Consider the following 23,633-nt stretch of genomic DNA (forward strand, 5'->3'; position numbering starts at 1 on the left):
GAACGTCGATAGCGTCCGGTTCATGCGCGACGAGGCGAGGCGGCGGGAACTGCTCGAAGAACTGGACCGGGGACTGCCCGCCGGCCGGATCATCACCGACCCGGCCGTGGTGTCGGGCTATGCCCACGACGAGGCCGAATGGGCCCCGTACGGCACGCCGTCGGCGGTCGTGCGGCCGCGCACCGCCGAGGAAGCGCGCCAGATCGTCCGGACCTGCCTCCGCTTCCGCGCCCCGATCGTCCCGCGCGGCGCGGGCACCGGGCTGTCCGGCGGGGCGAACGCGGTCGAGGACAGCGTGATCGTGTCGACCGAGGCGATGACCGCGATCAAGGAGATCGACCAGCGTGAGCGGCTCGCCGTGGTCGAGCCCGGCGTCGTCAACGATCATCTGCGAGCAGCCTGCGCCGAACACGGCCTCTGGTACCCGCCGGACCCGGCGAGTGCGCCGTGGTCGACGATCGGCGGCAACGTCGCGACCAATGCGGGCGGGCTGTGCTGCGTGAAGTACGGCGTCACCCGGGATTACGTGCTGGGCCTGCAGTTCGTGACCGGCACGGGCGAGCTGGTGCGCGTCGGCCGCCGTACTGCCAAAGGCGTCGCCGGTTACGACCTCGCCGGGATGATGGTCGGCTCCGAAGGCACCCTCGGCGTCATCACCGAGGTCACCGTGCGGCTGCGCCCGGCGCGCCAGCCCGAGCACACCGTCGCGGGCTACTTCGACTCGATCGTCGACGCCGGACGCGCGGTCGCCTCCGTCGCCGAGGCCGGGCTGGAACCCTCGGCGCTGGAACTGATCGACCGGCACTGTCTGGAAGCCGTCGACGCGTGGAAGCACATGGGCCTGTCGACCGAAGCCAACGTCGTGCTGCTGGGCCGCACCGACAGTGCGGGCCCGGCGGGAGAGCTGGAAGCCGACGCCGTTCTCGCCTGCTTCGAAAAGGCGGGGGCGACCTTCGCGGTCCGCTCGACCGACCAGCAGGAAGCCGACGCGCTCTTCGACGCGCGCCGCCTGGCCTACCCGGCGCTCGAACGGCTCGGCCCAGTGCTGACCGAAGACGTCTGCGTGCCCAAGGGCGCGGTCCCCGACATGCTCGCCCGCATCGAGGAAACCGCGCTCCGGCACGACACGCTGATCGCCAACATCGCCCACGCCGGCGACGGCAACCTGCACCCGCTGCTGATCACCCAGCCCGGCGACGACGCCGCGAAAAAGCGCGCGCAGGCGGCATTCGACGACATCATCGCGGCGGCGCTGGAACTGGGCGGAACGGTCACCGGCGAACACGGAGTCGGCCTGCTCAAGCGAAACGGCCTGGCCACCGAGGCCGGACCCGCTGTGCTCGCGCTGAACCGGGCGGTCAAGGACGCGCTGGATCCGCACGGGATCTTCAATCCCGGGAAGGTCATCGCCGACGGGGAAGGAATGTGACGATGGAGCCAACCGTCCACATCGGACAGCGATCGATCCGGGGCACCTCCGCGGACGGCGTGCGCGCCTTCCGCGGCATCCCCTACGCCGCCGCACCAACCGGAGCACACCGGTTTGAGCCACCCCGACCCGCGGAATGGACCGGCGAGTTCGACGCACGGAACTTCGGCCCGACCGCGCCCCAGGCAAGCACGACAGGCATGCCCGACCTGACCGCGATCGTCGGCACCGGCTGGACACCCGGCGACGACTACCTCAGCCTCAACATCTGGACCCCGCAAGACGCCGACTGCCTGCCGGTCATGGTTTTCGTGCACGGCGGCGCCTTCACCAGCGGCTCCGGCAGCGCACCCGGATATGACGGCACCGTGTTCGCCAAGAGCGGCGTGGTGCTCGTGACGATCAACTACCGGATCGGCGTGCCGGGCTTCCTGCACCTGCCCGGCGTACCGGACAACCGGGGACTTCGCGACCAGATCGCCGCGCTGGAATGGGTTCGCGAGCACATCGCGGCGTTCGGCGGCAATCCCGACGCCGTCACGATCTTCGGCGAGTCCGCGGGCGGGCTCAGCGTGGGTGCGCTGCTTGCCGCCGCCCCGGCCGGGCTGTTCCGTCGCGCGATCAGCCAGAGCGGCGGTGCCGCGCACGCACTAACCACCGCGCAGGCCGAGGTGGTGACCGCGGCGTTCGCCAACCAGTTCGGGACCGACGCATTCGCGCAGATCCCGGACGAGGCGCTGGCCAAAGCAGCGACCCAGCTGCGTGCGACGCCGTTGAACCTGGCCGTAGACGGCGTGCGCGATCCGTTGATGGGGCTGTCCGCGTTCGGCCCGGTGATCGACGGCGACCTGCTCACCGAGCAGCCCGTTGCCGCAGTGCGCGCGGGTGCCGCAGCCGACATCGACGTGCTCGTGGGCTCCAACAGCGACGAGATGAACCTCTACCTCGTCGCGCTGTCCGCACCGGAAACGACCGAATCGGCGCTTCAGGCGGCGGCCAGCACCCTGCACCCCGACCCCGCCGCGCTGATCGAGCACTACCGCGCGGCGGGCCGGGGAACCACCCCGGGCGAGGTGCTGGCCGCGATCGGCACCGACTACATGTTCGCCGTTCCGACCGCACGCCTCGCCGACGCACACGCCCCGCAACCCGGCGGCACTTGGCGATACGAGTTCGCCTGGCGCTCCCCCGCGTTCGAAGGCAGGCTCGGTGCCTGTCACGGCCTCGAACTGCCGTTCGTGTTCGGCAATGTCGGTCGGGTCGACTATGGAGCGCTCGGCATTCCCGACGACGACTCAGTGCGCGAACTCGCGGAACGGATGCACGCGAGCTGGGTCGCTTTCGCGCGCGACGGCGATCCTGGCTGGCCCCGGTACACGCCTGAAAACCCTGTCGTGCAACGGATCGACACGGAGTGGACCACAACGACCACCGCGGACGGACCGGAGCGGGCTCTCTGGACCGGCGTCCGCGGCTAGCCCGGGCCATTTCCGGCCACACCAGGACGCTCAGCCTCGGGCCGTACCGGCTGGTTCCTGCGCGCGATCACCCTCGCGCCGCCGGACCAGCAGGCACGAGACGGCGCCGACCGCGATCACCGCAATAGGCAGTGCCAGGGTCGGCCCCATCGCGTCGACCACTCCGTGCCCGAACACCGAGGCCGCGGCCTGCTGAACGTCGTGAACCACCTCGGCCGGTGTGCCGGGCGGCAGCGGGATCGCGGCACCCGACTGTCCGGCGTCGATGGCCGTCCCGCTCCGGGCCACGCTTTCGAACCCTGACACGAACCGGTCGCGGACGGTCTCCGGAAGCTCACCGGCTCGCGCGGCCGCCTCCTCTCGAAGCGAGGTCGCGAGCTGGTTCTGCAGCACCGCACCGACTGCCGCGCTGCCGATGACCGTGCCGATCTGCCGGATCGTGTTCAGCACGCCGGAAGCGGCGCCGGCCATCGCGGGCTCGACGCGGTACATCGCGACCGTGACCATCGGGCCGAACACACCGCCGATGCCCACCCCGACGACGAGCAGCGCGGGCTGGAACTCCCACCACGCGCGCTCGACCTCGGCCACGACCGCCAGCCACGCCATTCCGCCCGCGAACAAAGCCAGGCTGGCCATCAGGAGGTACTTGCCGCCGAGCCGATCGGCCAGTCTGCCCGCGAACGGGGACACCACCGCCGACACCACCATCGCGGGTGCCATCACCAGCCCGGCCTCGACCGCGCTGAAGCGCAGCACCGATTGCAGGTAGATCATCACCGGCAGGAACAACCCGATCATTCCCACTTGGACGGTCGCGGACACGAAACTCATCACCGCGTACCCGCGTTCGCGAAACAGCGCGAACGGCAGCAACGGATCGTTCCGCTGCCGTTTTCCTTGCTGCACAAGAAAGACCGCCAGCAGCAGGACGCCAGCGCCGAGCAGGCACCAGATCGTCGCGTTCCACTCGTACCGCTGCCCCTCGGTGAGCGCGAACGTCAGGCTCGCCAGCCCCGCCGCGGCGAACACCACCCCGAGAACGTCCACCCGGCGACGGGCGCCGTGCCGCAGATCCGGCACCAGCAGCACGGCCAGCACGAACACGAGCAGGCCGATCGGGACGTTGACGACGAAGATCCACCGCCACCCGGCCGAACTGACCAGCAGCCCGCCCAGGGTCGGCCCCGCGATCGTGGCCACCCCGGCCACCGCTCCCCACACGCCGAGCGCCGTACCGCGCCGCTCCGGCGGAAACGTGCCGATGATGATCGTCATCGTCTGGGGCGCCAGCGCGGCGGCCCCCAGCCCCTGCACCGCCCGGGCGGCAATGAGCTGAGCCGGATCCTGCGACAAGGCACAGAGCACGGACGCCGCCGTGAACACCGCGGTGCCCGCGACGAACATGGCGCGCGGCCCGAACACGTCCCCCAGCCTGCCGAACGCGATCAGCAGCGCGGCGAGGACGAGGATGTAGACGTTGATCACCCACAGGACCTCGTCGAGCGAGGCGCCCATGCTTTCGATCATGCTGGGGATCGCGACGTTGACCGCCGTCAAATCCAGCAGGGTCAGGAAAAATCCCAGGCTGAGCGTCACCAGGACCGCCCAGGGATTGCCGCGCCAACGGTTCATTCGCATTCCTTCCCGGACCTCTGCGCCGCCGTCGGCTAGGATGCTAGCATCCTACTAAGCTAACAAGCCACCCGTCGTTTGCCGGAGAGGATGCGCCGGGGCCGCCGGCCCGCACCGTCCACAAGGGACCGGTGCCGGGTCGTTCCCCCGCGGACTGGACAACCGGGCGGCCGCAGGTATGCTCTTGCCCATGCGCGCGATCATCATTCGCTGGCGCGTCGGCTAGACCAGGTCGCCGGCGCGCAGTCTTCCGTGCGCCTTCGGAACCTGGTCCGGATCTTTCCCCCACAACACTGGTGCAGGAGATCCGTCTTGTCTCGATCAACCATGAGCGTCGCCGTGCCGTCGCCCGAGTTCCCCGTCTATCGCGCCGTCACCGCCCACGTCACCGGCGGACTGGCCGGCGCGCTGCGGGTGATGACCCTGCTGCACGGCAGGCGCTACCCGGTCCGCAATCTCGACGTCGACGTCCGCGAAGGCGTCGTGGAAAGCCGGGTGAGCTGCACGCTTCTGCTGACCGCCGGGGAAACCGGCCTGCTCCTCGAGCGGCTGCGGCGCATCCCGGTGGTCGTGTCCGCCGAAAACTCCTGAGCCCGGTCTCGGGAAAGAGGTCCGTGAAGGGAACCCTGAGGGAATCAGAGTCCCCCAGGGTTCCCCTCACGGACTTCGCGATCAGCCGGTGACGAGGGACAGACCGTAGGTCTGCAGGATCTCGTTGACTGGCTGGAACCAGATTTCGCCGCCGGAACTGCAGTTGCCGAACCCGCCCGAGGTGACCCCCTGCGCTTGGTCGCCGGTGATGAACGAACCGCCGGAGTCGCCGGGTTCGGCGCAGGCGTTGGTGTGCGTCGCCTCGTAAACCGCGCCCTGGGCGTAATTGATGGTCTCGTTCAGGCCGAGAACAGTGCCGCAGTGCCAGTGCGAGGTCGAACCGGAGCGGCAGATCGAGGACCCGGCGGGCGCGACCGCCGAGCCGCGGACGATCACGTCGCTGACCGTGCCCCAGCCGAGCACGACGGGAGCGGTCCACCAGCCGTTGCCGATGGTGATGTACGAATAGTCGTTGCCGGGAAAGGAAGATCCGGCGAACGTGCCCATCGCCGAGTTGTCCCAGCCGACGACGGAGCTGCCCTTGCTTCCGCAGTGTCCGGCGCTGACAAACCCGCCGTGCACGGAGAAACCGATGGAGCAGCGGGTGTTTCCGTTGATGTAGTAGGGATCTCCGCCGACAGTGCCGGCCGAGAACGTCTGCGGCCGGGGGCCGGTCGCGAGGGTCACCGGTCCGGTTTCGCGGGCCCGGGCGAGGAATGCGTCGACGTCCGCGCCGTGCGCGCCGGGCTGGAGGGTGACGACCAGACTGCCGGTGCGCGGGTCGGCATGCCACCCGCTGACCGAGGCCGGGGCGCGTTTCGCCTTCGCGGCGGTGTCGAGGGCCGTCTTCGCCGCGTCGAGCGACGCAGCAGTGACGCGCGCCGGGACGGTATCCGCACCGGTGCGGTGCACCGCGTCAGCCACCGCCGGGTCGGTCACGCCGACGACCAGCTTGCCGCGCGCCGGATCGAACCAGGCTCCGCCGAACGCCGCACCGGCGGCCTGCTGAGCGGCGGGCATCTGCTGGGACGCGGACAGTTCTTGCCGGAGCCGGGTCTGCGCTTGTCCCGCGCTGAGACCCAGGTCCCGTTGCATAGCCGCGATCAGCCCAGGCGACGCCTGGGCGGCGGGGGCGGCAACGGCGGCGAGGCTCAGGGCCAGCGCGGCCGCACCGGTGAGGCTGAGGGCGATTCTTCGACGCATCGGAACTCCTCCAAGGCCGGGGGAAAGAAACCCACTGCCGGCTGAGTGTGCGGAGACTGGTCGAAGCCGGTCCAGCGGCGACCCGCATTTTGTCCGAAATCTGTCGCCCCGGCTGCTCCGTTCGTCCACGCCGGACTGCACTTCCGGGCAACTGCCCGCGCCCGCAGGTCAGGTCAGATGGTCGAATTCGCCGCTGACCCAACGGATGTGCGCCTCGGCGGAACGGTGCACGACAGCCCTGGCGTCCGCGTCGACGGTGTCCCCGCCGAGCGTGTACAGCCGGTCGTAGGACCAGCCGTCCAACCGGTCCACGATCCGCCGGACCACCGCGGCGGACAGCGGGATGTGCTTCGGGAAACTGCGCTGGAACGACACCCAGTTCGGTGCCAGGCCGCCGCTGATCGTGTCGCCGGACAGGAGCGTGCCGTCCGGAGTGCGCAGCACCGAACTGCCCAGCATGTGCCCGCCGACCTCGATCAGCTCGACCCCCGGCAACGGCTCAGCGTGCCCCGTCCAGAACTCGAGCACGGGATCGGTGCGGCCCAGCCACTCCCGGCCCGCGGCGTTCACCAGCACCGGAACCCGCCCGAACGCGTGACTCCAGCTGACCTGGGCGGCGAACATGTGCGGATGACTGGTCGCCACCACCGCGACCTCACCAAGCGCCCGAACCGCGGCGAGCGTGTCCGGCTCGATGGAAGTCGGCGGATCCCACAGGACGTTCCCCCGCTCGGTCCGCACGACGAACGACCACTGCCCGATCCCCACCACCGGTTCGCGCCGCAGGCTGTGCAGCCCGCGCCCATGGTCCCGCTGCCGCACCGTATGCGGTTCGGCGGCAAGCTGTTCGTGAGTCCGCCAGCTCCCGGAGTGCGGGCCAAGGTCCCCGCGCTCCTCGATGCCGATCTCGCCCCGGTCCATCACGCAATGCGGGGGCTCGGGGGAACCGGGTTGCTCGATGCCACATCGGTCGCAGATCCACAATGTCATGATCGCGATTCTCGAACCTCGACCAAGGTAGAGGTCAACCCGTCACGCGCCGGCCTCCTGTTTGATCTGCTCGAACCGGGCGGCCATCGCTTCGCTCAGCGCCGTCGCCGCGGAAAGCGGGCGCACCATGACCGCGAAGTCGTCGATCAGCCCGTTTTCGTTGGTGTGCAGGAAATCGCAGCCGTTGATCTCCTTGTCGCCGACTTTCGCGGTGAAGATCAGGGCGTGGTCGTGCCCGTCCGGGCTGGAGATCTCCCGGACGTAGCGGAGGTCGGCGAAGACCTCGCTCACCGCGCGCAGGATCGCCGAGGTGATCGGCTTGCCGGGGTACGGCCGGTACGCGACCGGGCTGGTGAACGTCACGTCGTCGGCGAGCAGGGCTTCAACGGCCGCGTGGTCGTTGTTCTCGATGGCCTTTCGGAACGGGTGCATGCCGCCTCCTAGTAACTTTGTTGATTAGGTGCGGATGACATTAATCGCAGCGATGCTACGGTGTCCAGGTGTCCTTGAAGTTCGCGATCCTCGCGGCCCTGCTGGAGGGCGAGTTTTCCGGCTACGACCTGGCCAAGTCGTTCGACGCGTCGGTCGCCAACTTCTGGCAGACGACCCCGCAGCAGCTCTACCGCGAACTCGAACGTCTCTCGGCCGAGGGCGTGATCGCGGCGCGCGTCGTCGAACAGGAACGCCGGCCCAACAAGCGGATGTTCCGCCTCACCCCCGCCGGACGGCACGCCCTGCACGAGTTCACCGCGACCCCGGTCCAGCCCACCACGATCCGGGACGACCTCCTGGTCAAGGTGCAGGGAAGCGACGCGGGAGACGCCGAAGCGGTGATCGCCGCCGTCGAGGAACGCATGGAGTGGAGCCGCGCCAAACTCGCCCGCTTCGAACGACTGCGCGAGCGCATGCTCAACGGCCGGACGGAAAACGACTACCTGCGCGACAACGACCGGGTCGGGCCCTATCTGACCCTGCTGCGCGGCATCTCGTTCGAGAAGGAAAACCTGCGGTGGGGCGAGCACGCCGCACGGATCCTCCGGCAGCGCGCTGCCAAGCCTGCCTAGCACGGAGGTGGCGGAACCGTCCTCATTGACGTATACCCGGTGCTGTGGCGGCTTCGACGGTAGGACTGTTGCATCCGGGCCGGATGGGCTCGGCGATCGCGGCCCAGCTGATCGCGGGCGGGCACCAGGCCCTGTGGTGCCCAGCCGGACGATCAGCGGGCACAGCGCGACGAGCCGCGGAAACCGGGTTGACCGCAGTAGAGACGATCCCCCAACTCCTAGAGCGGAGCGCAGTCGTGTTCTCGATCTGCCCTCCCGCCGCAGCCGAGGAGGTCGCCGGGCACCTCGGGGACTACGACGGAATCTTCGTCGAGGCGAACGCGATCAGTCCACAAAGGACTATCGAAATCGACGCCCGGCTCCGCGCGACAGTAGTGGACGGATCGATCATCGGGCCGCCTCCGAACGAGCACTCGACCGCGCGGGTCTACCTCTCCGGCCCGGACGACGCCGTGGAACTGGTACGGGGACTGCTAGCCGGAAGCAGTGCGGAACCGGTGCCGCTCGGCGAACGGATCGGTGCCGCGAGCGCGGTGAAAATGGCCTACGGCTCGTTCCAGAAGACCTCCCGCGCCTTGGCCGCGGTCAGCCACGCGATCGCCGACGACTACGGCGTCGGCGAGCAGTTGCTCAACGAGGCGACCGCCCTCGGCAGCAACGCACTGGCGGATCTGGACGGGCTGCCGTCCGCAGCCGCGCGCGCTTGGCGCTGGGCGCCGGAAATGCTGGAGGTCGCGGAAACCGCACGGGCGCTCGGCCTGCCGGACGCCCTCGCCACCGGCGCGGCCGAGGTCATGTCGCGCTGGGCGGACGACAAAGACGATTTCGACCTCGGCCTTCCGGCCACGCTGCGCAACCTGCATCGCGAATAGCGGCCACTTGAGCGCGCCGAGGTCATCCGCCATCAGGTATGTCGGCGTGGTCGGCTGCGGCGTCGGCAGGCGTGGATCGATGAACATAATCAGCTGACGACGGACATCATGTCCGGTCACAATGCCGGACGTGCGACTAACCTGGACACTGAGACACCGCGGTTGGGCCTTCTGCTCGGTGATTGCCGACCACGCCAGTGCCGAGGCGGTCGCTTCCTACGTCACCGACGGTCCCGAACAACTGCTGCTCGCAGTAGCCAGGATCACCCTGCACGAGACCAACGCGCAGGCCGAGTTCGAAGCCGAACCCGACGTCTACCGCTGGTCCTTCCACCGTCACGCGAACACCGTCGCCATCCGGCTGGTCCACGCAGCCGACTCAACGACACCGCAGCACGCGGGAAGGCTGATCTGGCACAGCGAACAGCCGACGGCCACGCTCGCCAAGGCCGTGCTCCGAGCATTCGACACCGTCGTCTATGACTTGAGCGAGGCCGGCTACCAAAGCCAGTGGGGCCGTCCCTTCCCCCGGCACGAACTCGAAGCGCTCCGAGCGGCCTGGCGCACCACAAGAGCATGAACGCCGCCCGCAGCAGATTCGCTGCCACGTGATGGCGACGGCACAACGAAAAACACCGAATCTGACTCCCCCAGCTACCCGGTCCGCGCCGCCTGACTACGCCCCCTGTCCTCGGTCAGGTTCCAGGAGCGGCAGGTCGCCCGGAACCGTCACTTGGTCATCAGACTCGGCCCGACGAACAGTGCTTCAGACCAGGCTCGCTGCTTTCAGCCAGATCGTGAGAGGGATCGCCAGGGGAAGCGGCGCGCAAATCAGGAAAGAACGATCGATACGTTGTCCCCGGGTCTCGGTTGTGGTGTCGCGGCCTGCGCGACTGTGCTCGAGTGCCGCGGTCAACTGTTCTTCGTTCTGTCCGCCGCGCGAACGATAGCGCGCGGAGAGTTTGGACAGCAGCCAGGCATGGTCGAACTCCCACTGGATGCTGCCGCTTTCCAGCCCGACCTCGATCCGGTTGCCGCGCTCCTGGACGAAATAGACCTGATTCCAGGGCATTTTCGGCGGATCAGGACCGCTGTTCTGGCATCCGACGGGCATAGTGATCTCGTTACCGGGAAGCCGTGGAGGATACCAATTGCGCACAGGCAGAATCCACGCGTGCTGCCGCGTCCGTCATTCCGCGTTTCTCGTCGGCAGTCAGTTCCCATTCGACGATGTGGTCGATTCCCGTGCGCCCCAGAACCACGGGCAGGCCGATGCTCACTTCGCTGATTCCGTACTCGCCGTCCGGCACGACGGACGCCGGGAAAACGGTCCCGGACTCGGTCGCCATGGCATCGATCATGCGTGCGGCCCCGCGTCCCGTGGTCCAGGTGGACGTACGTCCCGAGTCGAGTGCCACGTGCCGCTGGTACCAGGTGTTCACATACGTCGTCACCGCGGCACGTTGCTCGTCGTCGAGGGTCGCCGGCTCCCCGTCAACAGTGACCCGGCTGTACAACGGGACCTGGCCCTCGCCATGCTCGCCCAGCATCCAGGCGTCGACGGTCAGCGGGTGCACGCGCAGCGCTTGCGCGATACCGGTGCGCAGCCGGAGGCTGTCGTTGAGGGTATAGCCGACAAGTCGTTCGCGGGCGACCCATTCGTTTCGGTACACCCAGGTCAGCAGTGGATCGACCGGGTTGGTCAGCACGAGGACGGTCCCGGTGAATCGTGATTTTCCGAGCGGCGCCAGTATTTCGCCGACGATTCGCGCGTTGTCGGTGAGGAAGACGGAGCGTGAGGTGTTCAGCCGGAGCGGGACAGCGGCACTCAGGACGACGATGTCGGCGTCGAGCGCGTCGTCGGGTGTGCCGCCCCGAACCGTGCTGGGTGCCGTGCCCAGCGCGACCGCGTTCTCGAGGTCCATCGTGTGGCTCGTGAGCATGGCGGGCCTGGTGTCGACGAGGACGATGTCGTGCGTCGCCGTGCCGAGCAGCAGGTTGAATGCCACCGAGGAACCGATGCCTCCGGCACCCCCGATGATGACGACCTTCATGGACGGTACTCCTTGCTCGCCGCGCACGGGCGAAAGTTGACTGCAGGTTCGCGAAAGGGAGAAGTCAGGGTCCGCACCGAACCGGCATTCGCGGGTTCGGTGGCGACTGCTACAGCCGGGTGGCCGATCCGCGATCCAGGCGGCGCACGACGCCGCCGCCGACCGCGTTGCTCATCATGCCGACGTACTTGGCGGGGTCGAGGGTTTCTCCTTCGTGGATCGGGATGGCCACGCGAGGCGCGACCCGCCGCACGTAGTCGATGGACTCGGCGATCTTGAGCCACGGGCCGTCGATCGCCACCGCGAGCACTCCGACAGCCGCTGCGGGCTCGTGGAAGGAGTCCCCGGGGTGGAAGAACGCGCCGCCGTCGATCAGATAGCCGAGGTTGACGCAGCCCGGAATCGTTTCGTGCACGGTCGCGTGGCGTCCACCGACGACATCGACCACGGTGTCCCCGAACTTCAGCGTCTCGCCTGGTTCGGCCACCTGGTGCGCTGGCAGGCCGGGCACTGCCTCGCCGAGGTCCGCGGGGGCTACCAGCGCTGCCCGGGGACTGTCGGCCAGCAGGCTTCGGACCTTTTCCGCGTCCACGTGGTCGGGATGCTTGTGCGTGAGCAGCACCGCGTCGATGCCGTCGACACCGTCGATGTCGGACATGACGCCAGGGTCGATGAGAAGTGCGGCGGAACCGGTGTCCACGAGCACACAGGCGTGCCCGAGGTGAGTGAGGTGCAAGTGCCTCTCCTGCATGGTCGGGAAGGAAGCCGAGAACGAGTGCGGGTCAGGTGGTGGTGTGACCGCCGTCGACGTCGAACACCGCACCGGTGACGAAGGTCGAATCGCGCGCGAGAAGGTATTCGATGAGGCTGGCGATCTCGTCCGGATCGGCCCAGCGCTTGAACAACTGGCGGCCGGTGAGGATTTCCAGCCCGCGTTGCTTGTCCTCGAACGGGTCGAGGGCGGCTTGTCCCAGCGCGGTGTCGACCCCGCCGGGACAGATCGCGTTGCATCGGATGTTGTCGGGGGCGTACTCGGCGGCGACGCCGCGGCTCAGTCCGACCACCGCGGACTTGGACGCGCAATACACGCTCAGGTTCGGCAGCGCGACCCGGGCGCCCACCGACGAGATGTTGACGATCGAGCCGTACCGGGCGTCGGCCATGACCGGCAGGACCGCCTGCATCATGATCAGGTGGGTTTTCACGTTGACCGACATGACCCGGTCGAAGTCCTCGGGCGAGGTGTCCCGCAGTGGTTTGGGCAAGGTGATGCCGGTCGCGTTGACCAGGCCGTCGATCCGGCCGTAGGCCTCGGTCGCCTTGGCCACTAGTGCCGCCGGCACACTCGTGTCCAAGCCGTTGCCTGCCACCGTGATCGGCTCGAGGCCTGCCTTGGCGACCAGATCCGCGGTCTCGCGCAGTGCCGGCTCGTTCACGTCGGTCAAGGCGAGGCGCACGCCTTGCCCGCCCAGGCGCACCGCGGTGGCCCGGCCGATGCCACCGCCGGCTCCGGTCAGCACGACCACATCCGAATCAATTTTGATTCCGGTCATACAGCAATTCTCCTGATTCATAGTGATTGACCTGACGCATTCCCGGGTGGCAAGTCGGCCGCCCGGTTGACAACGGCAAGACAAATACCGCTGCCGGTCAGGGATTTCCGGACGGGTGCCCGACGGGGAGGTGTGCGGTCACCGTGTCGTGCGGGCCGGCCGAGCGGTTTCGTGGCACGAGGGCGGTGAGAATCGCTGCCAGCACCGCCGGAATGGCGAAGGCGTAGAAACTCCACTGGCTGGCGAGCGAGCCCGCGTTGACCTGAGTGAGAATGTAGCCGCCATAGGCCGGGCCGACGATCGCGCCGATCCTGCCGACACCGAGCGCCCACCCGAGCGCCGTCGCGCGTGCTTGTACGGGATAGAGCCCGCCGATGAACGCGTTGACCAGAGTCTGCGTGTTCGAGCCGAATCCGGCGAACGCGCCGATCAGCAGCAGCGGTGCGGTCGCGGGCTTGGTGATGAAGAGCAGGACCGCGACGGCGGCGACGCAGAACGAGCAGGCGATGACGAGTTTTTCGCCCACGCGGTCCGCGAGCGCACCGGCGATGATGACACCCGCGACCGCGCCGATGTTGAACACCAGCAGGAAGGTCAGGGCCGATCCCATCGAGTAGCCCGCGTCGCGCATGAACTGCGGCAGCCAGGTGTTGAGCCCGTAGACCAGCAGCAGCCCGATGATGGAGACGGCCCAGAGCAACAGGGTCATCGGCAGGCGATGACCGCCCACGATCGACCTGCCCGTCTCGATGAGCCCGCGCTTCGCACCGGTGCCCGGCCGGGATGCCGCCGCCGGCGCGGAAAGCGAGTCGTACCCGGTGAGGCCGAACCGCCGAGCGTAGGCCGCAGCCTGTTCGTGCCGGCCTTTCACCGTGAGAAAAGTGATCGACTCGGGAAGCATCCGGATCGCGAGCGGCAAGACGATGACCAGTGGCGCGGCTCCCACGACGAACATCATCCGAAACCCGCCGACGGGCAGCAGCACCAGCGCGAGGACCGCGGCTAGCACGCCGCCGATCGAATAGCCGGAGAACATCAGCGCATTGTTGAGCTGGCGACGCCGCGCGGGGGAATACTCCGCGGTCAGCGCGATCGCGGTGGGGACCACTCCGCCCAGCCCCAGCCCGGTGACGAAGCGCAGCAGGGTGAAGATCTCCGGGTTGGGCGCCAGCGCGGTCAGCGGCATGGCGATCGAGAACCAGGCGAGGCAGCCGATCATGACCCGGCGCCTGCCGACGATGTCGGTGAGCGTGCCGACAATGAGCGCTCCGGCCAGCGTCCCGACAAGCGCGAGACTTCCGATGCGGCCGGCATCGGCCGGAGTCAGCGCCCACGGCCGGTATACGAGCAGGTCGGGAACGACGGTTCCGTACACGATCAGGTCGTAACCGTCGAAGACCACGGTCAGGCAGCAGATCAGCAGGATCCATCGGGTGCTCCGCGTACCCTCACGACCCGTCGCGACGTTGCGAGCGGACATGGCTGTTTCCGTTCTCCTGAAGGAAGAAATGACAATTCCGCGCCGTTTCCGGCCTTGTTCCGCGGACTGCCGAAGACAACGGAGTCCGCCGTTTCGCGTCTGCCGGGGATTCGTTGAATGAATGCCCGGAGCGCAAGGGTTTCGCTACCCGTAGGCCGGGTCCGCGGCCACTTCGATGTCGAGCACCAGCGGGCTCGTCCGGCCGGCGAGCACCGGCAGGTGATCGGCGAGTGCCGCCGCCAGCTCGTCGTGGCCGCTGATGCGCTGGGCCAGACAGCCGAGCCCCTCCGCGATCCCGGCGATGCTCACCTCCGAGAACGACGGCCACGGCGGTTTGCCCTGCCCGGACTGTTCGGCGAGCCGGTCCATGATGGCGTAGCCGCCGTTGGACAGGACCACGAACAGTGCCCCGACACGGTAGTGGGCGGCGCTCCACAGGCCCTGGATGCCGTAGAGCGAGGAACCGTCTCCGAGCACGGCGACGACCGGGCGACGCGGTGCGCCCAGCTTGAGCCCGATCGCCGCGGGCAGGCCGAATCCCAGGCCGCCCGCGGCCGCGCTCAGGAAACCGTGCGGGGCGCGGGCGGGGACGCGACGGTGCAGTTCGGGCCGGCTGGAGGGCGACTCTTCGACGAGGATCGTGTCCTGCGGCAGCCCGCGGGCAAGGAGGTCGAAGACGTGACCGGGCCGCAGCGGCTCTCCGGCTCGCGGGGGCGACAGGGGCTTGGCCGGCGGACGTGCGGAGGCGGAATGCCCGGCTCGGGCGCGGACCCGGCCGAGGAGGGCCTGGCAGGTCGGCGAGACATCGGCAATGAAGGCACGGTCGGCGATGCTGTGATGGGTGTCGTCCGCGTACGGCGTCACCTGAAGGACGGTGCTCGTCGCAGGAACCAGTTCGCCTGGCTCCCAGGGGTACTGCCGGAACACCGGCGCGCCGAGCACCAGGATCACATCGTGGCCCGCCAGGGCGGCCCGCACCGCGGACCGTGCCGGGGGCAGGTGCCCGGCGAAGGCGGGGTGGTCCTGCGGAAAGCCCGCGCGCGCACCGAACGGTTCCTGCCAGACCGGCGCGCCGAGGCGCTCGGCCAGCGCGGTGACGGCGGCCCAGTTCGACTCGCCGTCCGCGGCGGACCCGACGACAACGACCGGATCCTCGGCGTTATCCAGGGCCGATGCAAGCTCGCCGATCGCAGCGCCGAGGGTGGGCCGTCCCCGCCGGATGTCGGCAGGGGCCGCCGCGCGGAGTTGCCCGGCGGGTTGAAGCCAGTCGTCCATCGGCACCACGACCAGAGCGGGGCCCTCGCCGGTGACGGCCTCATGGTGCGCACGGGCGACCGCACCAGGGACGTCCTCCGCGCGTGCCGGATGGCCCGTCCACACTGGATAGTCGCCGACGAGTCCGGACAACCGGCCGGCGAGGAAGGGATCATGGGCGAGATGGCGGCGGTCCTGCTGCCCGACCACGACCACCAGCGGCACCCGGTTGGTCCGCGCGGTGGCGAGCGCGCCCGCGGCATTGGCCAGCCCCGCCGTCGTGTGGAGATTGACGAACGCGGGACGGCCGGTCGCGGTCGCCCAGCCGGTGGCCATGCCTACGACACTGCCCTCGTGCAGCGCGAGCTTGAAGTCAAGGTCGTCCGGAAGTCCGGTGAGGAACGTGATTTCCGTCGATCCGGGGTTGGCGAAGATCGTGGTCATCCCGTGGCGCCGCAGTACTTCGAAGACTGCCTTCCGCACGGTCGTCTCCGGAGCGGCTTCGTCGACGACGAGATCGGGGTCCGCGGTGGTCATCAGAGTTGTCTCCTCGAGCGGGTGGCGAAGGGGGGCGCGGGCTCAGATCGGGTAGTGGCGCTCGCCCGACTGCTGCGTGATCCAGCGCAGCTCCGTGAACTCCTCGAGAGCGGCGCGGGAGCCGAACCGTCCCCACCCGCTGGCGCCGACGCCCCCGAAGGGCATCTGCGGTTCGTCGTGGACGGTCGCGCCGTTGATGTGGCAGATGCCCGACCGGATGCGGCGGGCCACGGCGAGGGCCTGCCCGCCGTCGCGGCTGAAAACGGCCGCCGCAAGCCCGTATTCGGTGTCGTTGGCGGTGGCGACCGCCTCGTCCGCGTCGGCGGCTTCGATGACCGACACGACCGGGCCGAAGGTTTCTTCGTGGTAGATCCGCATGGCCGGGGTGACGTGCCGGAGGACAGTCGGCTGGACGTACAGCCCGTCCGCCGAGCCTCCGGCGAGCACCTCGGCCCCCTGCCGCACGGCGTCCTCGATGAGCGCCATCACGTGGTCTCGGGCACCGACGTGCACGAGCGGGCCGATCTGGGCGGCGTCGTCGTCCGGCGGGCCGACGACGAGCTTCGCCGCCCGTTCGGCCAGCAGCGCGCTCAGTTCGTCAGCCGCGGGGCGTTCGACGATCACCCGCTCGGTGGACATGCAGATCTCGCCCTGGTTCATGAAGGCCCCGAAACTCGCAGCCGCCGCAGCAGCCTCGAGATCCGCGTCGGCGAGGACCACGACCGGCGCCTTGCCGCCCAGTTCGAGCACCACGCGCGTCAGGTACCGGCCGCCGAGTTCGCCAACGATCCGGCCGACCTTGGTCGAGCCGGTGAAGTTGACCCGGGCGGTCGCCGGATGGGCCACCAGTGTCTCGACGATCGACGGCGCGTCCTCGGACGCGTTGGCGATCAGGTTGACCGCTCCGGCCGGAGCCCCCGCGTCGTGGAGGATCTCCACGATGGCAGCGTGCGTGAGCGGCGTTTGCTCGGACGCTTTGAGCACGACCGTGTTGCCGTAAACCAGCGGCATCGCCACTGCCCGGACTCCGAGGACAAGCGGAGCGTTCCAGGGCGCGATCCCCACTACGACACCGGCGGGCTGGCGGATCCCCATCGCCGTCAGGCCCGGCACATCGGACGGGATGACCTCGCCCACCGCGGAATAGGCCTGCGCCGCGGCTTCGGCGAGGAGGTCTTGCGCGACCTGGACGTTGAATCGGCACCACGGCCGGGTCGCGCCCATTTCCCTGCCCATGATCGCCGACAGTTCGGCGGCCCGTTCGCCGAACAGTTCGGCGGCACGCAGCAACACCGTCCGTCGGCGCGCGGGCGGGAGCCCGGCCCAGCCGGGCAGCGCTTCCGCGGCCGCGTCGACCGCGCGGTTGGCGTCGGCGACGGTAGCCGCCGCGACGTCTGCGATCGGCACCGAGGTGACGGCCTCGACAGTCCGCACGTAGCGGCCGTCCTGCGCCGGCACGGACCGGCCTGCGATGAAAAGGTCGGACTTCCCGACTCGCGGCTCCTCGGCCGATCCGGTTCCGATGGGCGACATCGGCCTCTCCTCCACGCTTCGGTGTTCTGGTGGCCATCACCAGACTGCGGCGAGTATCCGGAGCCGCCGGGGAGAGGAACAACGCCTTCGTTCATTGAACGAACATCGGCCGCGCTCAGCCGTTGCGTGCCTTGATGCCCGGACGCCAGCCGAGCATCCGGGAAATGCCGAGCCCGCTGGCGATGACGGACGGGAGAACCGCCTGCCGTTGAACCGATCCGGACCGCACGACGACCGAGAGCGCGGCCACCACGCGTCCTTCGTGGTTCATGATGCGCGTCGCGATCGAGTCGGCGCCTTTGGTCAGTTCGCCGTCCACCAGCGCGCTGCCGGTGCGGCGGCAGTCGGCCAGTTCGCGCCGAAGCGCACCGGGGTCAGTGATCGTCCGCGGCGTGTAGCGCTGCAGCCCGCTCTCCAGGATCTTGTTCGTCAAGGCGGGTCCTCCGTGGCTGAGCAGCACCTTGCCGACTCCGGAGCAGTGCAGCGGCAGCCGTCCGCCGACCTGCGAGACCAGCCCGAGGGCGCGGCGCGCGGACAGCCGCTCGATGATCACCGCCTCGTTGCCCTCCAGGACGGCGAGCTGCACGTGCTGATGCAGGGCGGTGTACAGGTCTTCCATGACAGGCTGGGCCATCGTGCGCAGCGATTCGGTCAGGGGCGCGAGCGTCCCCAGCTGCCACAGACGAAGACCGACAGCGAAGCGGCCGTTGGGACGTTTCTCGAGCGCGCCGGCACTGGTCAGTTCCAGCACGAGCCGGCGCGCGGTCGGATGCGGCAGCCCGGTCTTGCGGGCGAGGTCGGCCAGGCTCAGCTCGACCTCGCCCGGCCCGAAGGAGAACAGCAGATCGAGAAGCCGGGAACTCACGCTCCGCCCGGGTTCGCTGGTCCGCGGCACGCCGATCACCTCGCTGTCTTCGCACCCCTCGAATGTTCGTTCAATGAAACATCATGGCCCGACGCCGGCCCAGCCGGGCAGCATGGGCGGGGTGAAAACAGACCGTGGCCACGCATCGATCGCGCGGATCGCCGGAGGAGACGAAGAATGACAGCACGCACGATCGCAGGGCCGAGGATCGCGATCCTCGGCGGGGGCATCGGCGGGCTCGCCGCCGCGGCTTTCCTTCAGCAGCAAGGGATCCAGGCCACCGTGTACGAGCAGGCGGCGCGGCTCGCCGAGGTGGGCGCCGGGCTCGTGATCGCTCCCAACGCCGGACGCCAGCTGCGCAAGCTCGGCGTCCTCGACCGCCTGCGCGAGGACGCGGTCCGGCTCGACACCGGCTGGCAATTCCGGCGCTGGGCGGACGGCACGGTGCTCTCCGAGGAGAATCTCGCGGCGTCCTGTGAGCGTCTCTACGGCGAGCACACCTACACCGCACACCGAGCCGCGCTCCTCGCGGCCATCCGGTCATGTGTGCCGCGGCATCTCGTCAAGCTCGGCCACAAATGCACCGGCCTCGACGCCGTCGGCGACGCCTGGCGGATCCGCTTCGCCGACGGCCGCTCGGCCGAGGCCGATGTCGTGGTCGGCGCGGACGGGGTGCACTCCACCGTTCGCAACACCATCATCGGCTCCTCGCCCGCGACGGACTCCGGCTTGTGCGCCTTCCGGGCGCTGGTTCCGGCCGGCGACGCACCCGACTTCGCCCGTCAGCCCGCGCAGACTTTGTGGATCGGGCCCGGCCATCATCTGGTGCACTACCCGATCTCCGCGGGCAAGTACGTCAACCTGGTCGCCTTCGCGCCCGCGGGCGGCGACACCGTCGAGTCCTGGACCGCGACCGCGACGGTCGAGGAGTTCCTCGCCGAGTTCGACGGCTGGGACCGCCGCCTGACCGGCCTGATCCGGGCCGCGGGCACCCCCGGGCGGTGGGCCTTGCTCGACCGCGCCCCGCTCGCCCGGTGGTCGGAAGGCAGCGCGACGCTCCTCGGCGACGCCGCGCATCCGATGTTCCCGTTCTTCGCCCAAGGTGCCGCCCAAGCGCTGGAGGACGCCGCGGTCCTGGCCCGTTGCCTGGCCGAGGACATCGACGATCCCGCGACCGCGCTGCTGCGTTACGAAGGGCTCCGCATCCCCCGCACCACCCGGCTCCAGACGGTCAGCCACGGCCGCTCCCACGTGAACCACCTTCCCGACGGGCCGCAGCAGCGGGCCCGCGACGCCGCGTTCGCCCAGGAGGACCCTCTGGTCGCCAACGGCTGGATCTACGAATACGACCCCGACGCGGTGCTCGCTGAGAGGTAAAGAGCATGGGTGTGCTGGAGCGCTTCGCGGTGTTGAGTTCCCCGGACCTCGACGAGTTCCGCCATTCGGTGTCGCAGTTGCTCACGCCGCACCGGCTGACCCCGCTCACCCCGGGCACGCCCGAGGTGCGCACGGACCTGGCGAAGGCCTCGCTCGGGCCGGTTTCGCTGGTGTACTGCCGCAATCTCGGCACCGAACTCGGCGTGCAGCTGACCGAGCAGGTGGACTACTACGACATCAATCTGGCCCTGCACGGCCGCAACCGGGTCGTCTTCGGACGGGACGAGGTGGTCGTCGGCCAGGCTCGCGCGGCAGTCATCTCCCCTCGGATGCGGGTGGACATGCGGCTGAGCGACGACTACCGCCAGCTGCACGTCCGGGTCGAGCGCCAAGCCCTCACCGAGCACCTGGAGGCCATGCTCGGCTGCTCCGCGTCCGCCGTCCTCCGCTTCCGGCCGGACATGGACCTGACCGCGCCGGCCACCGGATCGTGGTGGCGGACCGTCCGGTCACTGCTGCGAGAGCTCGATCATCCGGGAAGCCTCGCCGAGCTCTCCCCCGCCGCGGTGCCGTGGGCGAACCTGCTGATGACCGGCTTGCTGCTCGCACAGCCCCACAACTATTCCCCGCAGCTGGACCGGATCACGACCGGACTGCGCCAGCAACCCCCGGTGCGGCGGGTGATGGAAATCGTCGAAGGCGAACCCTCCGCAGGACTGAGCGTCGAGCGGCTGGCGCGCGCCGTGCGAATGACGCCGCGCTCGTTACAGCGGCACTTCCGTTCGGCATTGGGCATGTCGCCGCACGAGTACGTGCAACAGGTGCGGCTGGCGCGCGCCCACGACGAACTCCGCGCCGCCGAGCCTCGCAGTGTCACAGTGACTGAAGTGGCGCTGCGGTGGGGATTCACTCACGTGCCGCGCTTCGCGGCCCTGTACCGCAAGCGCTACGGGACTAACCCGTCGCACACTCTGCGCGGCACGGCCTGACCCGCGCGGACTTGTTGGCCGACGAGTTCGCCAAGCAAGGGCGGGAAAACGGTTCGTTCAATGATCAGCAGCCTTCTGCCGACACGGCCGTCGATGCCAGGCTCGTGCCGCAATCAGAAACCGAGTCCGTCCGGAGTGATGTAGTGCGATTCATCCATACCACGCTGCCGCAACGAGTCCGGTTCGCTTCGGGAGCCGCGGCGGCCGGAGTGCGGGCGGAGGCGGAGCTGCTCGGTGCCCGGCGGGTCATGGTGATCGCCGCCGACGCCGAGCGGGCGCTCGCCGACGAGATCACGGCCGATCTTCCCGTGGCGCTGCGGCACCACGAGGTCGCCATGCACGTCCCCGTCGAGCTGGCCGAACGAGCCCGCGCCGCGGCGGCGGAACTTCAGGCCGACGCGATCGTCTCGGTCGGCGGCGGCTCGACCACCGGACTGGCCAAAGCGATCGCCCTCACGACCGGACTGCCGATCATCGCCGTGCCCACCACGTACGCCGGCTCCGAGGCAACGGACGTCTGGGGACTGACCGAGAACGCCGTGAAGACCACCGGACGCGATCCGCGGGTGCTGCCCGCCGCGATCGTCTACGACCCTTCGCTGACGCTCACCCTGCCCGGGGACCTGAGCGTGGCGTCCGGGCTGAACGCGCTGGCGCACTGCGTGGACAGCCTTTGGGCTCCTCACTCCGATCCGATCAACGCGGCGCTGGCGGCCGAAGGGGTGCGGGCGCTCAACGCCGGGCTTCCCGAGGTGGCCGCGGATCCGTCCGGATTGGACGGTCGCGAGCATGCCCTGTACGGCGCTTATCTGGCCGCGACGGCATTCGCCTCGGCCGGTTCGGGGCTGCACCACAAAATCTGTCACGTCCTCGGCGGAATGTACGACCTCCCCCACGCGCAAACCCACGCTGTCGTGCTGCCTTACGTCCTGGCGTTCAACGCACCGAACGCACCCGACGCCGACCGCCGGCTCGCAGCGGCATTCGGCGCCGATACCGCGCTGGCTGGCCTGCAAGCCCTGCGCGCGCAGCTAAGTGCACCGGCGGCATTGCGGGACTACGGCCTCGCCGAAGCCGACCTGCCCGCCGCGGTCGAGGCAATCCTCGAAGCCGTGCCCGACAGCAATCCGACCCCCGCCACCGGCGACAACCTCGCCGCGCTGCTGCGCGCGGCATGGGAAGGAAGTGAACCCGCATGACGACCGACCGGGAAACCCCGGCGACGGTCTCGCCGGAGCAATCCGAACGCGAGGCCGAGCTGATCCGGCGAGTGCTGAGTTCCTTCGACGGCTGCGGCGACGAACGGCTCAAGCAGCTCATGCAAGCCCTCGTCCGGCACCTGCACGCCTTCCTGCGCGAAGTGCGGCTGACCGAAGCCGAGTGGGGTGCCGCGATCGAATTCCTCACCGCGGCCGGGCACCTCACCGACGACAAACGGCAGGAGTTCGTACTACTCTCCGACGTCCTCGGCGCCTCGATGCAGACCATCACCATGAACAACGAAGCATGCGGCGACGCGACCGAAGCAACAGTGTTCGGCCCGTTCTTCGTCGAGAACAGTCCGGAGATCGAACTCGGCGGGGACCTCTCCTTCGGGGCGAGCGGCGAACCGTGCTGGGTCGAGGGAACGGTCACCGACACCGAGGGCAACCCACTGGCCGACGCGCGCATCGAGGTCTGGGAGGCGGACGCGGACGGTCTCTACGACGTCCAGTACGACGACGACCGCACCGCCGCCCGGGCGCATCTCTACACCGACGACGAGGGCGGCTACCGGTTCTGGGGCGTCACCCCGACCCCGTACCCGATCCCGGACGACGGACCGGTCGGCCGGATGCTGACGGCCGTGGGCCGCTCCCCGATGCGCGCGTCCCACCTGCACTTCCTGGTCGCCCACGAGGGCCACCGGACCCTCGTCACGCACATCTTCGTCCGAGGAGACCGCTACCTCGGCTCGGACTCCGTCTTCGGGGTCAAGCAGTCGCTGGTCAAGGACTTCAGCCGGCAGGAGCCCGGCTCCGCGGCACCCGACGGCCGCGACCTCGGCCGGGCGAACTGGTCGAAGGTCCGGTTCGACATCGTCCTGGCCCCGGCGGACACGTGACCCCCGTACTTCGGAAAACGATGGCAAAGGAGCACGAGTGACTGACTACGACCCGTTCGTCAACGAGGTGGAACCCGCGCCCGGCACGCACCGGGTCCGGCGGATCGTCACCGGGCTCGGCCCGGACGGCGAATCCACCGTGGTGCTCGAGGACCGGGGGCGATGGGCACGTACCGGCCACGGCGTGCCGGGCTATGTCGTCACGGATCTCTGGCGCACGGACACGACACCCGCCGACAACAGCGGGCCGCCGCGGGACCCGATGGACACCGACGAGAAGCTCCCCATCGCCCCGACGGCGACCGGCACCGTGTTCCGCACGCTCGAACTGCCGCCAGACTCCGAATGGCGCTTCGACCGGGACGGCAACGAAATCCGGCCGCTGGCCGTGCACACCACTCGCTCGATCGACTACGCGATCGTCCTGCGCGGCGAGGTCTGGGCGGTGCTGGACGCGGCGGAAAGGCGCATGGCGGAAGGCGACGTGCTGGTGCAGCGAGGCACGTCCCACGCGTGGTCCAACCGCTCCGGCGAGCCGTGCCTGATCGCCTTCGTGCTGATCGGCGGAACCCTCCCCGAGGACGGCCCGCCATCCTGACCGCACCGGCCGAAAGAACCCGGTCCC

Annotated in this window: 23 protein-coding genes; 11 read left to right on the forward strand and 12 right to left on the reverse strand. The window is 69.3% G+C overall.

Features of this window, described 5'->3' with window-relative positions; all coding sequences use genetic code 11:
• The first annotated feature begins 22 nt into the window (after window positions 1-22).
• Window positions 23-1,429 (forward strand): FAD-binding oxidoreductase, encoded by a 1,407-nt coding sequence (locus ACFSVL_RS39215; RefSeq protein ID WP_378311998.1) that lies wholly within the window; start codon window positions 23-25, stop codon window positions 1,427-1,429.
• Window positions 1,430-1,431: 2 nt separating this feature from the next.
• Window positions 1,432-2,907, forward strand: coding sequence for a carboxylesterase/lipase family protein (locus ACFSVL_RS39220; protein ID WP_378312000.1), 1,476 nt, complete (start codon window positions 1,432-1,434; stop codon window positions 2,905-2,907).
• 30 nt (window positions 2,908-2,937) lie between these two features.
• On the opposite strand, the gene ACFSVL_RS39225 is transcribed toward ACFSVL_RS39220, so the two are convergent.
• A complete protein-coding gene (locus ACFSVL_RS39225) occupies window positions 2,938-4,542 on the reverse strand; it encodes an MFS transporter (protein WP_378312002.1) in 1,605 nt (534 codons plus the stop codon).
• A gap of 312 nt (window positions 4,543-4,854) precedes the next feature.
• Here ACFSVL_RS39225 and ACFSVL_RS39230 point away from each other — a divergent pair, with 312 nt between their 5' ends.
• The gene (locus tag ACFSVL_RS39230) at window positions 4,855-5,133 is read left to right on the forward strand and encodes a hypothetical protein (RefSeq protein ID WP_378312004.1); all 279 of its coding nucleotides are present in this window, start codon (window positions 4,855-4,857) and stop codon (window positions 5,131-5,133) included.
• Between the two features lie 81 nt (window positions 5,134-5,214).
• On the opposite strand, the gene ACFSVL_RS39235 is transcribed toward ACFSVL_RS39230, so the two are convergent.
• The 3 genes from ACFSVL_RS39235 to ACFSVL_RS39245 form a co-directional block, all read right to left on the reverse strand.
• Complete coding sequence (locus ACFSVL_RS39235; RefSeq protein ID WP_378312006.1) at window positions 5,215-6,336, reverse strand: S1 family peptidase; 1,122 nt, start codon at window positions 6,334-6,336, stop codon at window positions 5,215-5,217.
• Between the two features lie 168 nt (window positions 6,337-6,504).
• The gene (locus ACFSVL_RS39240) at window positions 6,505-7,326 is read right to left on the reverse strand and encodes a hydrolase (RefSeq protein ID WP_378312008.1); all 822 of its coding nucleotides are present in this window, start codon (window positions 7,324-7,326) and stop codon (window positions 6,505-6,507) included.
• Window positions 7,327-7,368: 42 nt separating this feature from the next.
• On the reverse strand, window positions 7,369-7,758 hold the full coding sequence (locus ACFSVL_RS39245; protein WP_378312010.1) for a nuclear transport factor 2 family protein: 390 nt from the start codon (window positions 7,756-7,758) through the stop codon (window positions 7,369-7,371).
• Window positions 7,759-7,826: 68 nt separating this feature from the next.
• On the opposite strand from ACFSVL_RS39245, the gene ACFSVL_RS39250 reads away from it, so the two are divergent.
• The 3 genes from ACFSVL_RS39250 (at window position 7,827) to ACFSVL_RS39260 (ending at window position 9,842) form a co-directional block, all read left to right on the forward strand.
• Window positions 7,827-8,390: a PadR family transcriptional regulator gene (locus tag ACFSVL_RS39250; protein WP_378312012.1), complete on the forward strand. Its 564-nt coding sequence runs from the start codon at window positions 7,827-7,829 to the stop codon at window positions 8,388-8,390.
• Between the two features lie 44 nt (window positions 8,391-8,434).
• Window positions 8,435-9,262, forward strand: a complete 828-nt coding sequence (locus tag ACFSVL_RS39255) for a DUF1932 domain-containing protein (protein ID WP_378312014.1) — start codon at window positions 8,435-8,437, stop codon at window positions 9,260-9,262.
• A 178-nt stretch (window positions 9,263-9,440) separates the two neighbouring features.
• The gene (locus tag ACFSVL_RS39260; protein ID WP_378312016.1) at window positions 9,441-9,842 is read left to right on the forward strand and encodes a hypothetical protein; all 402 of its coding nucleotides are present in this window, start codon (window positions 9,441-9,443) and stop codon (window positions 9,840-9,842) included.
• A 186-nt stretch (window positions 9,843-10,028) separates the two neighbouring features.
• Here the strand turns inward: ACFSVL_RS39260 and ACFSVL_RS39265 are convergent, their stop codons facing one another.
• The 8 genes from ACFSVL_RS39265 to ACFSVL_RS39300 form a co-directional block, all read right to left on the reverse strand.
• The gene (locus tag ACFSVL_RS39265) at window positions 10,029-10,376 is read right to left on the reverse strand and encodes a hypothetical protein (protein WP_378312018.1); all 348 of its coding nucleotides are present in this window, start codon (window positions 10,374-10,376) and stop codon (window positions 10,029-10,031) included.
• Between the two features lie 10 nt (window positions 10,377-10,386).
• Window positions 10,387-11,316, reverse strand: a complete 930-nt coding sequence (locus ACFSVL_RS39270) for a malate dehydrogenase (protein WP_378312020.1) — start codon at window positions 11,314-11,316, stop codon at window positions 10,387-10,389.
• Window positions 11,317-11,425: 109 nt separating this feature from the next.
• Window positions 11,426-12,052 (reverse strand): MBL fold metallo-hydrolase, encoded by a 627-nt coding sequence (locus ACFSVL_RS39275; protein WP_378312022.1) that lies wholly within the window; start codon window positions 12,050-12,052, stop codon window positions 11,426-11,428.
• Window positions 12,053-12,098: 46 nt separating this feature from the next.
• The gene (locus ACFSVL_RS39280; RefSeq protein ID WP_378312024.1) at window positions 12,099-12,869 is read right to left on the reverse strand and encodes an SDR family NAD(P)-dependent oxidoreductase; all 771 of its coding nucleotides are present in this window, start codon (window positions 12,867-12,869) and stop codon (window positions 12,099-12,101) included.
• Window positions 12,870-12,966: 97 nt separating this feature from the next.
• The gene (locus ACFSVL_RS39285) at window positions 12,967-14,349 is read right to left on the reverse strand and encodes an MFS transporter (protein ID WP_378312026.1); all 1,383 of its coding nucleotides are present in this window, start codon (window positions 14,347-14,349) and stop codon (window positions 12,967-12,969) included.
• A gap of 144 nt (window positions 14,350-14,493) precedes the next feature.
• On the reverse strand, window positions 14,494-16,140 hold the full coding sequence (gene mdlC / locus ACFSVL_RS39290; RefSeq protein WP_378312028.1) for a benzoylformate decarboxylase: 1,647 nt from the start codon (window positions 16,138-16,140) through the stop codon (window positions 14,494-14,496).
• A gap of 42 nt (window positions 16,141-16,182) precedes the next feature.
• Window positions 16,183-17,673, reverse strand: coding sequence for an aldehyde dehydrogenase family protein (locus ACFSVL_RS39295; RefSeq protein ID WP_378312030.1), 1,491 nt, complete (start codon window positions 17,671-17,673; stop codon window positions 16,183-16,185).
• Window positions 17,674-17,788: 115 nt separating this feature from the next.
• Window positions 17,789-18,568, reverse strand: a complete 780-nt coding sequence (locus ACFSVL_RS39300) for an IclR family transcriptional regulator (protein ID WP_378312032.1) — start codon at window positions 18,566-18,568, stop codon at window positions 17,789-17,791.
• A gap of 147 nt (window positions 18,569-18,715) precedes the next feature.
• On the opposite strand from ACFSVL_RS39300, the gene ACFSVL_RS39305 reads away from it, so the two are divergent.
• The 5 genes from ACFSVL_RS39305 (at window position 18,716) to ACFSVL_RS39325 (ending at window position 23,606) form a co-directional block, all read left to right on the forward strand.
• Window positions 18,716-19,915, forward strand: coding sequence for an FAD-dependent monooxygenase (locus ACFSVL_RS39305; RefSeq protein WP_378312034.1), 1,200 nt, complete (start codon window positions 18,716-18,718; stop codon window positions 19,913-19,915).
• A gap of 5 nt (window positions 19,916-19,920) precedes the next feature.
• Window positions 19,921-20,904, forward strand: coding sequence for an AraC family transcriptional regulator (locus ACFSVL_RS39310; protein ID WP_378312036.1), 984 nt, complete (start codon window positions 19,921-19,923; stop codon window positions 20,902-20,904).
• A gap of 143 nt (window positions 20,905-21,047) precedes the next feature.
• Entirely contained in the window at window positions 21,048-22,103 is a 1,056-nt protein-coding gene (locus ACFSVL_RS39315; RefSeq protein WP_378312038.1) for a maleylacetate reductase, read from the forward strand.
• A complete protein-coding gene (locus ACFSVL_RS39320; RefSeq protein WP_378312040.1) occupies window positions 22,100-23,008 on the forward strand; it encodes a dioxygenase family protein in 909 nt (302 codons plus the stop codon). The genes ACFSVL_RS39315 and ACFSVL_RS39320 overlap by 4 nt, the downstream gene beginning before the upstream one ends.
• 37 nt (window positions 23,009-23,045) lie before the next feature.
• Window positions 23,046-23,606, forward strand: coding sequence for a cupin domain-containing protein (locus ACFSVL_RS39325; RefSeq protein WP_378312042.1), 561 nt, complete (start codon window positions 23,046-23,048; stop codon window positions 23,604-23,606).
• Window positions 23,607-23,633: the final 27 nt, after the last annotated feature.

Origin of the sequence: Amycolatopsis silviterrae (assembly GCF_042684085.1) — a bacterium.
Taxonomy (GTDB): domain Bacteria; phylum Actinomycetota; class Actinomycetes; order Mycobacteriales; family Pseudonocardiaceae; genus Amycolatopsis; species Amycolatopsis silviterrae.